At 70.2% G+C, this 14,132-nt stretch carries 12 protein-coding genes; 3 read left to right on the forward strand and 9 right to left on the reverse strand.

Annotation, left to right across the window (positions count from 1 at the left end; translation table 11 throughout):
- Positions 1-14: 14 nt before the first annotated feature.
- The 5 genes from KALB_RS42530 to KALB_RS42550 form a co-directional block, all read right to left on the reverse strand.
- Positions 15-731 (reverse strand): type III secretion system chaperone family protein, encoded by a 717-nt coding sequence (locus tag KALB_RS42530; protein WP_025361786.1) that lies wholly within the window; start codon positions 729-731, stop codon positions 15-17.
- Positions 732-867: 136 nt separating this feature from the next.
- Positions 868-3,459 (reverse strand): ATP-dependent chaperone ClpB, encoded by a 2,592-nt coding sequence (gene clpB, locus KALB_RS42535; RefSeq protein WP_025361787.1) that lies wholly within the window; start codon positions 3,457-3,459, stop codon positions 868-870.
- Between the two features lie 266 nt (positions 3,460-3,725).
- Entirely contained in the window at positions 3,726-4,163 is a 438-nt protein-coding gene (locus KALB_RS42540) for a MarR family winged helix-turn-helix transcriptional regulator (protein WP_158510908.1), read from the reverse strand.
- An 11-nt stretch (positions 4,164-4,174) separates the two neighbouring features.
- Complete coding sequence (locus KALB_RS42545) at positions 4,175-4,648, reverse strand: MarR family winged helix-turn-helix transcriptional regulator (RefSeq protein ID WP_035968119.1); 474 nt, start codon at positions 4,646-4,648, stop codon at positions 4,175-4,177.
- A 34-nt stretch (positions 4,649-4,682) separates the two neighbouring features.
- Positions 4,683-5,360, reverse strand: a complete 678-nt coding sequence (locus tag KALB_RS42550) for a pyridoxamine 5'-phosphate oxidase family protein (RefSeq protein WP_236650137.1) — start codon at positions 5,358-5,360, stop codon at positions 4,683-4,685.
- A 385-nt stretch (positions 5,361-5,745) separates the two neighbouring features.
- Here KALB_RS42550 and KALB_RS42555 point away from each other — a divergent pair, with 385 nt between their 5' ends.
- Positions 5,746-6,849, forward strand: coding sequence for an FAD-binding oxidoreductase (locus tag KALB_RS42555; protein WP_025361790.1), 1,104 nt, complete (start codon positions 5,746-5,748; stop codon positions 6,847-6,849).
- A gap of 126 nt (positions 6,850-6,975) precedes the next feature.
- On the opposite strand, the gene KALB_RS42560 is transcribed toward KALB_RS42555, so the two are convergent.
- From KALB_RS42560 to dnaK, 4 genes are read right to left on the reverse strand one after another with little or no spacing between them, the layout of a single operon-like run.
- Positions 6,976-7,401, reverse strand: a complete 426-nt coding sequence (locus tag KALB_RS42560) for a heat shock protein transcriptional repressor HspR (protein WP_025361791.1) — start codon at positions 7,399-7,401, stop codon at positions 6,976-6,978.
- Positions 7,398-8,588, reverse strand: a complete 1,191-nt coding sequence (gene dnaJ, locus KALB_RS42565; protein WP_042221425.1) for a molecular chaperone DnaJ — start codon at positions 8,586-8,588, stop codon at positions 7,398-7,400. The genes KALB_RS42560 and dnaJ overlap by 4 nt, the downstream gene beginning before the upstream one ends.
- A 24-nt stretch (positions 8,589-8,612) precedes the next feature.
- Complete coding sequence (grpE, locus tag KALB_RS42570; protein WP_030108434.1) at positions 8,613-9,233, reverse strand: nucleotide exchange factor GrpE; 621 nt, start codon at positions 9,231-9,233, stop codon at positions 8,613-8,615.
- Positions 9,230-11,092 (reverse strand): molecular chaperone DnaK, encoded by a 1,863-nt coding sequence (dnaK, locus tag KALB_RS42575; protein ID WP_025361792.1) that lies wholly within the window; start codon positions 11,090-11,092, stop codon positions 9,230-9,232. Before dnaK ends, grpE begins: the two co-directional genes overlap by 4 nt.
- Before the next feature lie 302 nt (positions 11,093-11,394).
- Between dnaK and KALB_RS42580 the strand changes: the two genes are divergently transcribed.
- Both KALB_RS42580 and KALB_RS42585 read left to right on the forward strand, forming a co-directional pair.
- On the forward strand, positions 11,395-13,614 hold the full coding sequence (locus KALB_RS42580) for a (Fe-S)-binding protein (RefSeq protein WP_025361793.1): 2,220 nt from the start codon (positions 11,395-11,397) through the stop codon (positions 13,612-13,614).
- A 65-nt stretch (positions 13,615-13,679) separates the two neighbouring features.
- A complete protein-coding gene (locus KALB_RS42585) occupies positions 13,680-14,087 on the forward strand; it encodes a hypothetical protein (RefSeq protein ID WP_025361794.1) in 408 nt (135 codons plus the stop codon).
- Positions 14,088-14,132: the final 45 nt, after the last annotated feature.

The following is a 14,132-nucleotide window of genomic DNA, read 5'->3' on the forward strand; positions in this document are numbered from 1 at the left end:
GAACCGTAGCGGAGTCAGGACGGGTTGCGGCCACCGAAAGACGGCCGGTACACCTCGCCGCCCTCGCTCTCCTCCTGCTGCTCCGTCTCGGCCTCGGCCTCGAACGGGTCCACCACGTCGGCCAGCTCGCCGACGTCGCGCAGCAGCCGTTCCAGCCGGGCCGGGCTCGCACCGGGCGGGGCCGCCGCGAGGACCCAGTCCTCCTCCAGCCACACCACGGTCACGTCCCCGCCGATCTCCTCGGCGGCCTCGACCAGGTCGGGGGTGATCAGCATGCGGGCGGCGGTCAGGTCGGACACGAAGGCGTAGCGCTGGCCGACCGGGCCCAGCAGGTCGGGCATCTGCTCGCGCTGGAACGGCACGCTCGGCAGCCACAGCTCCACGACCACCGGGTGGCTGCGGCGGCAGCGGATGCCCACCAGCACCGAGTTGACCTTGCCGCCGGTCTCCAGGTCCAGCACGTACACCTGGCGACGGCCGTCCGCGGTGAAGGTGGACCCGGCCACCACGTCACGGGCGGTGCCGGTGCCGTAGTAGGCGATGGCCCCGTGGTGCCAGCGTGTTGGCAGCACGTGGTCGGTCTCGGCGAACTGCCAGCCGCGCAGGCCCGCCCAGCGGCGGCGCTCCCGGTTGCGGGCAGTCCGTTGGGCGCGATCTGTCGCCAGCAGCGCCATCCCTGCGACTGCTGCGACGACGAACGCGGTGAACCAGACCCACGTAGGTATGCCCACACCTCGCAGGGTAGCGGCCATCACGGCCAGAACGAAGATCACCAGTGGGTCAGTTCACGGTGCGGCGGTGTCGCCTACCCCCGACCGGGGGTAGGCGCCGCGATATTTGTCACCCTGCGTAGAGGTAACGCCGGCCTCAGACGGCCCGCCCGACCACCAGACCGGACCGGTCGGCGAGCAGATCCACCACAACGGTGTCCCCGTCACGGATCTCCCCGGCCAGCAGCTCCTTGGCCAGCTGGTCGCCGATGGCCGACTGGACCAGCCTGCGCAGCGGACGCGCCCCGTACACCGGGTCGAAGCCGTTGAGCGCGAGCCACTCGCGGGCGGCCTCCCGGACCGTCAGGGTCAGCCTGCGCTGGGCCAGCCGCTGCTGCAACCGCGCCAGCTGGATGTCCACGATCGTGGTCAGCTCCTCGGTGGCCAGCGCGTGGAAGACCACCACGTCGTCCAGCCGGTTGAGGAACTCCGGCTTGAAGTGTCGCTGCACCACGGTCATGACCGCGTCGTTGCGCTGCTCCTCGGTCAGGGCCGGGTCGGCGATCACCTGCGAGCCGAGGTTGGAGGTCAGCACCAGGATCGTGCTGCGGAAGTCCACCGTGCGGCCCTGCCCGTCGGTCAGCCGACCGTCGTCCAGCACCTGCAACAGCACGTCGAACACGTCCGGGTGCGCCTTCTCCACCTCGTCGAGCAGCACCACGGCGTACGGCCTGCGCCGCACCGCCTCGGTGAGCTGCCCGCCCTGGTCGTAGCCCACGTAGCCGGGCGGGGCGCCCACGAGCCGGGCCACCGAGTGCTTCTCGGCGTACTCGCTCATGTCGATGCGGATCATCGCCCGCTCGTCGTCGAACAGGAACTCCGCCAACGCCTTGGCCAGCTCGGTCTTGCCCACACCGGTCGGCCCGAGGAACAGGAAGGAGCCGGTCGGGCGGTCCGGGTCGGCCACCCCGGCCCTGGTCCGCCGCACCGCGTCGGACACGACCTTGATCGCCTCGGCCTGGCCGACCACCCTGCGCCGCAGCTCGTCCTCCATGCGCAGCAGCTTGGCGGTCTCGCCCTCCAGCAGCCGGCCCGCCGGGATGCCGGTCCAGGCGCTGACCACGTCGGCCACGTCGTCCGGTCCGACCTCCTCCTTGAGCATGACCTCGGCCTCCGCGTTCGCGGTGGCCTTGGTCGCCGCGTCCAGGTCCTTCTCCAGCGTCGGGATCCGGCCGTACCGCAGCTCGGCGGCCCGGCCCAGGTCACCGTCGCGCTCGGCCCGCTCCGACTCGCCGCGCAGCTGCTCCAGCTGCTCCTTGAGCTCGCGGACCTTCTCGATGGAGCCCTTCTCGTTCTGCCAGCGGGCGGTCAGCGCGGACAGCTGCTCACGCCGTTCGGCCAGCTCGGCGCGCAGCGCGGCCAGCCGGTCCAGCGAGGCGGCGTCGGACTCCTTGCCCAGCGCCATCTCCTCGATCTCCAGGCGGCGCACGGCGCGCTCCACCTCGTCGATCTCCACCGGCCGCGAGTCGATCTCCATGCGCAGCCGGGACGCGGCCTCGTCCACCAGGTCGATGGCCTTGTCCGGCAGGAAGCGCGCGGTGATGTACCGGTCGGACAGGGTCGCGGCGGCGACCAGCGCGGTGTCGGTGATCCGCACACCGTGGTGCACCTCGTAGCGCTCCTTGAGCCCGCGCAGGATCGCGATGGTGTCCTCCACGCTGGGCTCGCCCACCAGCACCTGCTGGAAGCGCCGCTCCAGTGCGGGGTCCTTCTCGATGTGCTGGCGGTACTCGTCCAGCGTGGTGGCCCCGACCATGCGCAGCTCGCCGCGGGCCAGCATCGGCTTGATCATGTTGCCGGCGTCCATCGCGCCCTCGCCGGTGGCACCGGCGCCCACGATGGTGTGCAGCTCGTCGATGAAGGTGATGACCTGGCCCGCCGAGGAGGTGATCTCCTTCAGCACGGCCTTGAGCCGCTCCTCGAACTCGCCGCGGTACTTGGCCCCGGCCACCATGGAGCCCAGGTCCAGCGCCACCACGCGCTTGCCGCGCAGGGACTCGGGCACGTCACCGGCCACGATGCGCTGGGCGAGGCCCTCCACGATCGCGGTCTTGCCCACGCCGGGCTCACCGATCAGCACGGGGTTGTTCTTGGTGCGCCGGGACAGCACCTGGATCACCCGGCGGATCTCCGAGTCGCGGCCGATCACCGGGTCCAGCTCGCCGTCGCGGGCGCGCTCGGTCAGGTCGACCCCGTACTTCTCCAGGGCCTGGAAGGTGCCCTCCGGGTCGGGGCTGGTGATCCGCGCCGATCCGCGCACCTTCACGAACGCCTCGCGCAGCGCGTCCGCGGTGGCACCGTGCCTGCGCAGCAGGTCGGCCACCCGGCTCTCGGTGGCGGCCAGCCCGTGCAGCACGTGCTCGGTGGAGACGTACTCGTCGCCCATCTCGGTGGCCAGCCGCTGCGCGCTGGTGATCGCCATCAGGGCGTCGCGGGACAGCTGCGGCGTGGACACGCTGGCACCGGTGGCGCTGGGCAGCGCGCCGGCGAGCTTGTCCAGCTCCGCGCGGACCTGCGCCGGATCGGCCCCGACCGCCGCCAGCAGCGGCGCGGTCAGCCCGTCCTGCTGCGCCAGCAGCGCGCCGAGCAGGTGCACCGGGGTCACGTCCGGGTTGCCCGCGGTCACCGCCGCCTGGGCAGCCGCCGTCACGGCCTGCTGGGTCTTGGTAGTCGGGTTGAAAGCGTCCATCCCTCACCTCGCCAAACTCGTGGACACCAGGATCAACGTCAGAAAAGTTGAGTCTGTTCCACTCAAGGTGCCACCCGGGGCCGTGACCCCGCTCACCTCCACCGTGGCACACGCTCCCACGGGCGGCATCCACAGGTCACCCGGCGTGTCACCCACATGCGAACCAGGGTTGTCCACACCTCATCCCCAGTTGTCCACAATCCCCAGGTGACAATCCACAGGTTTGTCGACAAGCCGGAGCGCCAGCCGCCGTCCGAGTGATCCGCTCAGTCACCCAGGTGGGCCCGCAGCGCGGCGGTCAGCGCCGCCAGCACCCGGTTCGCCTCGCCCACGCTGTCCTCGTCCCAGTCCACCAGCGCCTGCTTGATCAGGTCGGCCTGCCTGGTGCGCCAGCCCCGCAGCACCTCGACCCCGCGCTCGGTGGCGCTGATCAGCGCCACCCGGCCGTCACTGGGCGAGGGCCGCCTGCTGACCAGGCCCGCCGCCTGCAACTGGGCGATCTGCCTGCTCACCACCGAGGTGTCCACGACCCGGTGCTCGGCCAGGTCGGACACCCGGCACTCCTCGCGGGCCACGATGTCGGCCAGCAGCCCGCCCGCCGCGGGGTGCAGGCCGAACTCGTCGTCCCAGAACCGGGTCTTGATCGCGTGCTGCACCTGGCTCAGGCGCATCAGGTTGCGGATCAGCTCCAGCGAGCTCTGCACCGACGGCTCCATCAGAGTGCCTCGTTCAACCTGCTCAGCAGGCTGGAGAAGGTCCGCACGTCCTCGGTGGACCAGTCGGCGAACTTCTCCCGCAGCCGCTGCCTGCGGTCCTGGCGGATGGCCTCCAGCCGGTCGTGCCCGGTGCCGGTCAGCTGCACGATCCGGGCCCGGCCGTCGGCCAGGTCCACCGCGCGCTCCAGCAGCCCGAGCTCCTCAAGGCGGGCGATCTGCCTGCTCACCGTGGACTTGTCCAGCCCGGTCCGCTCCACGATCTCCGCGGCACGGACCGGGCCCGCGTCGAACAGGTGCAGCAGCAGGGCGTACGAGGCGGAGTCCAGCCCGGGGTGCACCTCCGCCGCGAGTTGCAGCGAGATGCTGCGCGCACGGCCGAACAGCACCGACAGCTCGCGTTCCACCGCCTGGGCGGCTTCCCTGCGATCAGCTGCGTCCTCGTCACCCACGGGGTCCTCCTGTGCCTTGAGCACGAAGAACGGTAGTGGCCCGAGGTGTGGGTGCTGTCTAGTGGGCGGCCCAGGCGTGCCTGCGCTGCCCGTTCACCCCCTTGGCGCGGAAGTAGTCGCCGCCCTTGGGCCGCGCCTCGTCGGTGCCCCAGTCGCGGGTCCGGTCCACCGGCACCATGCGCGGGATGTGCTTGCGGCAGTGGATGTAGGCCTCGTCCACGTGCAGCACGACCCAGCGCTCGGGGGTGCGCCCGCGCTCGGCGGCGACGGGCAGGCCGGGGTGCTGGACCCGCAGTTCGGCGTCCTCCACGATGCGGGCGCTGCCGTTGACGTGCAGCCCGATCAGGTCCGAGACGAAGTCCACCAGCAGCATCGCGACGTGCGGGTTCTCGCTGATGTTGCCCAGGCTGGCCATCACGCCGTTGCCCCGGTACTCCGGGTACGCCAGCTCGCGCTCGCCGAGCACCTGCACGAAGCCCGCCGACCCCGCGCGCAGGGAGACGTCGCAGTCGCCCTTGCCGTCCGCGGTGCCCACGAAGGCCATTTCCATGCGCCCGATGAAGGCGCGCATCTCCTCGTTGAGGTGGTCGAGCACCTGGTCGGCGTAGAAGCGCTTGGCCCGGTCCTGGGTGCCGAAGGCGCGTTGCAACAGGTGCTCGCCGTGCGAGCCGGGCAGGTCCCGGTAGGACTCGTCCGCGCCGAGCGGGTCCTCGGGAACGGGTGTGAGTCCGGTCACTGACGGGGGAATCGGATCGGACAGTTCCATGCTCAGAAGGTCAGGACCGGCTGTGCCAGTCGGGTGAAGGGGCTCGGGGGTCACGGCACAAACCGTGTCATGTCGAGCGCGCTCTGCACACCCCTGATCACGAGTTCGCTCAATGGCGTGAGGGGCTGTCAACAGTTAGTCATGGTGGTACACCCGAACGTGGCATCAAGTCCCGCAACCAGGAGAAGTCGAGTTAGGGTCCACCCTGTCGGGGGACGGATGCTTGACCACGGGGTGCCTTGCCTGGCGCCCCTGACTACGTGGAGACTGCGCCCGGACCATGACAGCCAACGCCGTACTGAACCCTGTGCCCTCGACAACACCTCACCGCGAACCGCCACCAGGTGTCACCGCGATGGTGCGGATGATTCGCGAAAGCTTCGCGGTGGTCGAGCCCTGCGCGGACGACGTCGCCAAGTTCTTCTACGGGATGCTGTTCAGCCTCGCACCGACCACCCGCGAGATGTTCCCGGTGAACATGGAGGTGCAGCGCAGCAGGCTGCTGCGCGCACTCGTGCACGTGGTCCAGATGGTGGACAGACCAGACGACCTGATCCCCTTCCTGCGCCAACTCGGCCGTGACCACCGCAAGTTCGGCGTCGTGGCCGGGCACTACGAGGCCGTCGGCACCGCCCTGCTCGCCTCCGTCAAGAAGTTCGCGGGCAAGGCGTGGACCACGCAGGTCGAGCGGGCCTGGGCCGAGGCGTACACGATCATGGCCCGGTCCATGCAGGAGGCCGCCGCCGCCGACGAGGGCCCCGCCTACTGGTCGGCCACCGTGCTGGAGCACAAGCGGCTGAGCTGGGAACTCGCCATGGTGCGCGTGCAGCCCGACTACCCGGTGCCCTACCAGCCCGGCCAGTACGTCAGCGTGGAGACCCCGCAGCGCGGCAGGCTGTGGCGCTACCTCAGTCCCGCCAACGCGCCGCGTGAGGACGGCTCGATGGAGTTCCACGTCCGCGCCGTGCAGAGCGGCTGGGTCAGCCGGGCCATCGTGAGCCACACGCAGGTCGGCGACACCTGGCGGATCGGCGCCCCGATGGGGCGGCTCGGCGTGGACCGCGAGTCCGGCAGGGACGTGCTCATGGTCGCGGGCGGCACCGGGGTCGCCCCGATGCGCGCCATCCTGGACCACCTCGCGCAGTGGGGCGAGAACCCGCGCGTGCACCTGTTCGTCGGCGGGCGGACCAGGGAGGACCTGTACGACCTGGAGAACCTCCAGCGCATCGCCATGGGCAACCCCTGGCTGACGGTCGTGCCGGTGGTGGAGTCCGAGCCCGGTCTGCAGGGCGTGGAGCACGGCACCCTGGCCGACGTGGTCACCCGCTACGGCTCCTGGTCGGACCGGGACGTGCTGGTGTGCGGCTCACCCTCGATGATCCGTTCCACGGTGTCCCGGATGCTGGTCGCGGGCACCCCGCTGGACCACATCCGCTACGACCCGTTCACCCTGGACTGACCCGCGAGTCCCGCCCACACGCAACCGAGTCCCGCCCGTAGAACGCCGAATCCCGCGTTCCGGGCGATGTGTGCCGGTTGGAACGCGGGACTCACGTACACCAGAGCGGGACTCGCCGGGGGTGGGCTACTTGTCCTTCGGCTTCCACACGACCAGGGCCGTCTGCTGGCGGATCGGCACCAGGTCGCGACGGTACGAGGCGTGCACCGCCGCGGCGGCGTGCTCGGCGGCGGCGTGGGCCGCGGCCAACTCCTCCATCAGCTCGGTCAGGCGTGACTTCAGCGCGTCCACCTGGTTCTCCAGGTCGATGATCCGCTTGATACCCGCGAGGTTGACGCCCTCCTCCTGGGACAGCCGCTGCACCTCGCGCAGCAGCGTGATGTCCCGCGCTGAGTAGCGGCGCCCACCGCCGGTGGCCCGGCCCGGCGAGACCAGCCCGAGCCGGTCGTAGCTGCGCAGGGTCTGCGCGTGCAGTCCGGACAGCTGGGCCGCCACGGAGATCACGAACACCGGTGTGTCCTCGTCGGCACCAGGGGGGAACGGGAGGCTCATCCTGTCTCACCCTTTCCGAGCAGTTCGTTCAGCTCAGCCCTCGGGTCGTGGTCCTGGGTGGCCTCGGCGTAGGCGCGCAACGCCTCCTCCGCCTTGCCGTCCAGCCGCGAGGGCACCGCGACCTGCAGGGTCACCAGCAGGTCACCCGAGGCGCCCTCCTTGCGCACGATGCCCTTGCCGCGCACCCGCAGGATCCGTCCGCTGGCGGTCCCCGGCTGCACCTTGACGTTCACCGACCCGTCCAGGGTCGGCACGCTCAGTGTGGTGCCCAGCGCGAGTTCCGGGAAGGTCACCGGAACGGTCACGGTCAGGTCGTTGCGCGTGCGCCCGAACACCGGGTGCGGGGTGACGTGCACCCGCACGAACAGGTCGCCGCTGGGGCCACCGTTGCGGCCCGGCTCGCCCTGCCCGGCCAACCTGATCCGCTGGCCGTCGTCCACGCCGACCGGGATGCGCACGGTGAGCGTGCGCGTCTTGGTGCTCACGCCCTGCCCGCCGCAGTCCGGGCACGGGTCCTCGACGATGCGGCCGGTGCCCCGGCAGTCCCCGCAGGGCTCGCTGAACGCGAAGGCGCCCTGGCTGCGGCTGACCAGCCCGGATCCCTTGCAGGTGGTGCAGACCTTGGGCGTGGTGCCCGGCTTGGCCCCGTTGCCGCCACAGGTGGCGCAGGCCGCGGGGCTGGACAGCCGCAGCGGCACGGTGGCACCGCGCACGGCCTCCACGAAGTCGATGCGCACATCGGTCTCGACGTCGTCACCGCGCCGCGCCCGGCTGGCCGCCGACGCCGCGCCGCCCCTGCGGCCGAACAGGCCGCCGAGGATGTCACCGATGCCGCCTGCCCCGCCTTGCTGTGCCCCGCCGAACAGGTCGCCGAAGTCGAAGCCGCCCGCGGAGCCACCGCCGAAACCCCCGGGGAAGCCACCGCCGCCCCCGGGCCGGAAACCACCCGAGGCGAACAGGCTGCGCGCCTCGTCGTACTGCTTGCGCTTCTCCGGGTCCGACAGCACCCCGTAGGCCTGCGAGACCGACTTGAACCGGGCCTCGGCCTTGGTGTCACCGGGGTTGGCGTCGGGGTGCAACTCCCTGGCCAGCTTCCGGTACGACTTCTTGATCTCCTCGGCCGAGGCCTCGGAGGAGACGCCCAGGTCGGCGTAGAAATCCTTGTCGATCCAGTCCCGCGCACTCACCGGGCGCCCCTCCCCTCGCTCGACTTACTCTGCAGCCGCGGACGACTCGCCCGCTGGTTCGTGATCGGTCACCGCGACCAGTGCAGGTCGCAGCACCCGCTCGCCGAGCCGGTAGCCCCTGCGCAGCACGGCCGTCACGGTCGGGCCGCTCACCTCCGGGGAGGTGCTGTGCTGCACGGCCTCGTGCACCGAGGGGTCGAACTCCTCGCCCTCGCTGCCGAACGGCGCCAGGCCGACAGCGGTCAGCACGGTCACCAGCTTGTCGCTGACGGCCTTGAACGCGCCGGTCAGGTCGCCGTGCGCGGCGGCCCGCTCCACGTCGTCCAGCACACCGAGCAGCTCGGTGGTGACCTGGGCCTTCGCGGTGGCCGCGACCAGTTCACGGTCGCGCTCCACGCGCTTGCGGTAGTTGGCGTACTCGGCCTGCAACCGCTGCAGGTCGGCGGTCCGCTCGTCGAGCTGGGCCTTCAGCTCGGCGGCCGGGTCCGCGACCTGCTCGTCAACGGCGTGCCTGCCCGCGGGCTCGCCCTCGCCCGAGGCGGTCTCCTCGGGCTCGGGCTCACGCACCTGGCCGGTGTCCGGGTCGATGCGGCGACGGTCGCGCACCACGACCCGCTCCTCGTTCTGCTCCGGCTGGTCGGTCACTTCTTCGGGTCCTCGTCCACGATCTCGGCGTCAACCACGTCGTCGGCCTTGGCGCCAGCGGCACCGGCAGCGCCGGCGGCACCCGCGGCGGCACCGGCGGCCTCGCCCTCGGCACCCGGCGCGTTGGCGTAGAGCGCGGAGCCCAGCGCCTGCGACTCGGTGGCCAGCTTCTCCACGGCGGACTTGATGGCCGGGATGTCGGTGCCCTTCAGGGCCTCCTTGGCCTCCGCGATGGCGGCGGTCACCTTCTCCTTGGTGTCCGCGGGCAGCTTCTCGTCGTTGTCCTTGATGAACTTCTCGGTGCTGTAGACGAGCGTCTCGGCCTGGTTGCGGACCTCGGCCTCCTCGCGGCGGCGCTTGTCCTCCTCGGCGTGCTCCTCGGCGTCCTTGATCATGCGGTCGATGTCGTCCTTGGGCAGCGCCGAGCCGCCCGTGATGGTCATCGACTGCTCCTTGCCGGTGCCCAGGTCCTTGGCCTGGACGTGCACGATGCCGTTGGCGTCGATGTCGAAGGTGACCTCGATCTGCGGCACGCCCCGCGGGGCGGGCGGCAGACCGGTCAGCTCGAACATGCCCAGCTTCTTGTTCTGGGAGGCGATCTCGCGCTCACCCTGGAACACCTGGATCTGCACGGACGGCTGGTTGTCGTCGGCCGTGGTGAAGATCTCCGAGCGCTTGGTCGGGATCGTGGTGTTGCGCTCGATCAGCTTGGTCATGATGCCGCCCTTGGTCTCGATGCCCAGGGACAGCGGGGTGACGTCGAGCAGCAGGACGTCCTTGACCTCACCCTTGAGCACACCGGCCTGCAGGGCGGCGCCGACCGCGACGACCTCGTCGGGGTTCACGCCCTTGTTCGGCTCGCGGCCGCCGGTCAGCTCCTTGACCAGCTCGGACACCGCGGGCATGCGGGTGGAACCGCCGACCAGCACCACGTGGTCGATGTTGGCGATCTGGATGCCGGCGTCCTTGATCACGTTGGTGAACGGGGCGCGGCAGCGGTCCAGCAGGTCGGAGGTGATGCGCTGGAACTCGGCCCGGGACAGGGTCTCGTCCAGGAACAGCGGGTTCTTGTCCGCGTCCACGGTGATGTAGGGCAGGTTGATGGTCGCCGTGGAGGAGGAGGACAGCTCGATCTTGGCCTTCTCCGCCGCCTCGCGGATGCGCTGCAGCGCCATCTTGTCCTTGGTCAAGTCGATCCCGTTGGAGGACTTGAACTTCTCGACCAGCCAGTCGACGATCCGCTGGTCCCAGTCGTCACCACCGAGGTGGTTGTCACCGGAGGTCGCGCGGACCTCGACCACACCGTCGCCCAGCTCCAGCAGGGACACGTCGAAGGTGCCGCCACCCAGGTCGAAGACCAGGATGGTCTGCTCCTTCTCGCCCTTGTCCAGGCCGTAGGCCAGCGCCGCCGAGGTGGGCTCGTTGACGATGCGCAGCACGTTGAGGCCCGCGATCTGGCCGGCCTCCTTGGTGGCCTGCCGCTGGGCGTCCTCGAAGTACGCGGGCACGGTGATCACGGCGTCGGTGATCTCCTCGCCGAGGTAGGCCTCGGCGTCGCGCTTGAGCTTCATCAGCACGCGCGCGGAGATCTCCTGCGCGGTGTAGGACTTGCCGTCGAGCTCGGTGGTCCACGAGGTACCGATGTGCCGCTTGACCGACCGGATCGTGCGGTCCACGTTGGTCACGGCCTGGTTCTTGGCGGGCTGCCCCACCAGGACCTCACCGTTCTTCGCGAACGCCACGATGGACGGGGTGGTGCGAGAACCCTCGGAGTTGGCGATGACCGTCGGCTCACCGCCCTCAAGAACGGCGACGACGGAGTTGGTCGTCCCCAAGTCGATGCCGACCGCACGCGCCATGGAACTTTCCTCCCTGAACTGTCCTTTTCGCTGCCGGTTGAGCAGCGGCGGCTCAAGTCTCGGTCGTAGCCTATCCGGTCGTCAAACCGGAGTTGAGTCCAACCCGCTCAAGCTTCCTGCTCGTCCAACGTGGAGGAGGGCCTGCGTGTTCCCGGGTAAGGGTGACCTCTGTCACCGAGCGGCACCGAGGCTCACGGATCATGCTCCCCAGGAAGGTGCGACGCGAGCCACGCCGAGTGGTTACTGACGGGTAACCTGGTTTAGGCTCCCGGCACGGCTAGCCGACCAGGAGGGCGAGGAGCATGGGTGCTCTGCAGATCACGCTCGGCGTGATCGGTGTTGGCGTCAGCGTAGTCGCGTGGGGGATGTTCATCGCCGCCGTGCTGCGCATGGTGCGGACGATCCGCATCGGACAACCCGACGCGACCCGCAACGGGCCCTTCGTGCCGCGCATGCGCACCCTGATCAAGGAGTTCGCCGCGCACACCCGCATGGCCAAGGTGCGCACCGTCGCGCCGTGGCACTGGCTGGTGATGTGGGGGTTCCTGATCGGCTCCGCCGTGCTGTTCGAGGCCTACGGCGAGGTCTTCGTGCCCGCCTTCCACTGGCCGATCATCGGGGACTGGGCGGTCTGGAACCTGCTCGTGGAGATCCTCGGCGTCGGCACCGTGGTCGGCGGTGTGGCGCTGGCGATCATCCGCCAGGTCAACCACCCGCGGCGCGCCGACCGGATGTCCCGGTTCGCCGGTTCGAACTTCTGGCAGGCGTACTTCGTCGAGGCCGTGGTCATCATCGAGGGCATCGGCATCCTCGGGGTGAAGTCCTTCAAGGTCGCCAGCGGCCTTGAGGAGCAGCCGCTGTGGGCGAACTTCGTGACCAACCCGATCGGCCACCTGCTGCCGGACAACCCCGACCTGGTGTCGGTGATGGCCGTCATCAAGCTGCTCTCCGGAATGATCTGGCTGGCCGTGGTCTCCAGGAACCTGACCATGGGCGTGGCCTGGCACCGGTTCAGCGCCTTCTTCAACATCTACTTCAAGCGCCGCGACGACGGCGGGGTCGCACTCGGCGCGGCCAAGCCGATGATGAGCGGTGGCCAGCCGCTGGACTTCGAGAACGCCGACCCGGACAAGGACGTGTTCGGCGCGGGCAAGGTCGAGGACTTCAGCTGGAAGGGCTGGCTGGACTTCAGCACCTGCACCGAGTGCGGCCGCTGCCAGTCCCAGTGCCCCGCGTGGAACACCGGCAAGCCGCTGTCCCCGAAGCTGCTGATCACCTCGCTGCGCGACCACGCGTACGCCAAGGCCCCGTACCTGCTCGCCGGTGGCAGCAAGGACATGGCCGGTGACGAGGTCGGCATCACCGGTGACGACGCCGAGGCCCGCCTCGCCAAGATCGACGTGCTGGCGCTGGCCGAGTCCGGCCGCCCGCTGATCGGCGGCCCCGACGAGCTCGGCGTGATCGACCCGGACGTGCTGTGGTCCTGCACCACCTGCGGGGCCTGCGTGGAGCAGTGCCCGGTGGACATCGAGCACGTGGACCACATCGTGGACATGCGCCGCTACCAGGTGCTGATCGAGTCGAACTTCCCGACCGAGCTGGGCGGGATGTTCAAGAACCTGGAGAACAAGGGCAACCCCTGGGGCCAGAACGCCAAGGACCGGTTGGCCTGGACCGAGGGCCTGCCCTTCGAGGTGCCGGTGTTCGACGGCGAACTGGCCGAGGACGTGGAGTACCTGTTCTGGGTCGGCTGCGCGGGCGCCTTCGAGGACCGCGCGAAGAAGACCACGCAGGCCGTCGCGGAGCTGCTCTACAACGCGGACGTGAAGTTCACCGTGCTGGGCCCCGAGGAGACCTGCACCGGTGACCCGGCCCGCCGCGCTGGCAACGAGTTCCTGTTCCAGATGCTCGCACAGCAGAACGTCGAGGTGATCAACTCGGTGTTCGAGGGCCGCGAGCCCGGCAAGCGCAAGATCGTCGTCACCTGCGCGCACTGCTTCAACACGCTGGCCAACGAGTACCCGCAGATCGGCGGCCAGTACGAGGTCGTGCACCACACCCAGCTGCTGAACAAGCTGGTGCGCGAGCGCAGGCTGGTGCCGGTGGCGCCGATCGCCGAGGACGTCACCTACCACGACCCGTGCTACCTGGGCCGCCACAACAAGGTCTACGACGCGCCGCGCGAACTGGTCGGCGCGACCGGGGCCGCGCTGCGCGAGATGCCCAGGCACGCCGACCGCTCGATGTGCTGCGGTGCCGGTGGCGCGCGCATGTGGATGGAGGAGCGGATCGGCAAGCGGATCAACGTCGAGCGCGTGGACGAGGCGCTGGGCACCGCACCGACCAAGATCGCCACGGGCTGCCCGTTCTGCCGGGTGATGCTCAGCGACGGCCTGACCGCCCGCAAGAGCGAGCAGGCGGCCGGCGAGCACGTCGAGGTGGTCGACGTGGCGCAGCTGCTGCTGGCCGCGGTCAAGCGCGGTGAGCCCAAGTCGGAACCCGAGCCCGCGTCCCAGGGGTGACCCTGAGGCGGGTTGGGGGGTCTTCCCCAATGTGAGGACCTGCCAGTCGAGGCCACGATCGTCGTATGCGAATCGGGGGCATCGGCTGGCAGGTCTTCGTTTTGGCGGCGGCGGCCGGGGTGCTCGTGCCGTGGACGGTGCTGCTGGGCGTGACGCTGCCACCGGTCGCGCAGGCCGAGCACTGGTCCCTGGCCTGGACCGGCCTGGACGCGCTGATCGCGGTCGGCCTGGCCGGCACCGCCTGGCTCGCACACCAGCGAGACATCCGCGTGGTGCTGCCCGCCACGGCCACCGCCACCCTGATGGTCTTCGACGCCTGGTTCGACCTGTGCACCGCCGCACCGGGGCCGGACTTCTCGCTGGCGCTCGTCGAGGCGGCACTGTGCGAGCTGCCGCTGGCCGCCGTGTGCGCCGGCGTGGCCCTCAGCGCGCTGCGGCGGCTCACTCGAACGGCCGTCGCTGTCCCACGTTGAGCCGCAGATCTTCACTCGGCCGTGAAAGGCGCCCGCCACTACGGT

The sequence above is a fragment of the Kutzneria viridogrisea DSM 43870 genome (genome assembly GCF_000525635.1).
Taxonomy (GTDB): Bacteria; Actinomycetota; Actinomycetes; order Mycobacteriales; family Pseudonocardiaceae; genus Kutzneria; species Kutzneria viridogrisea.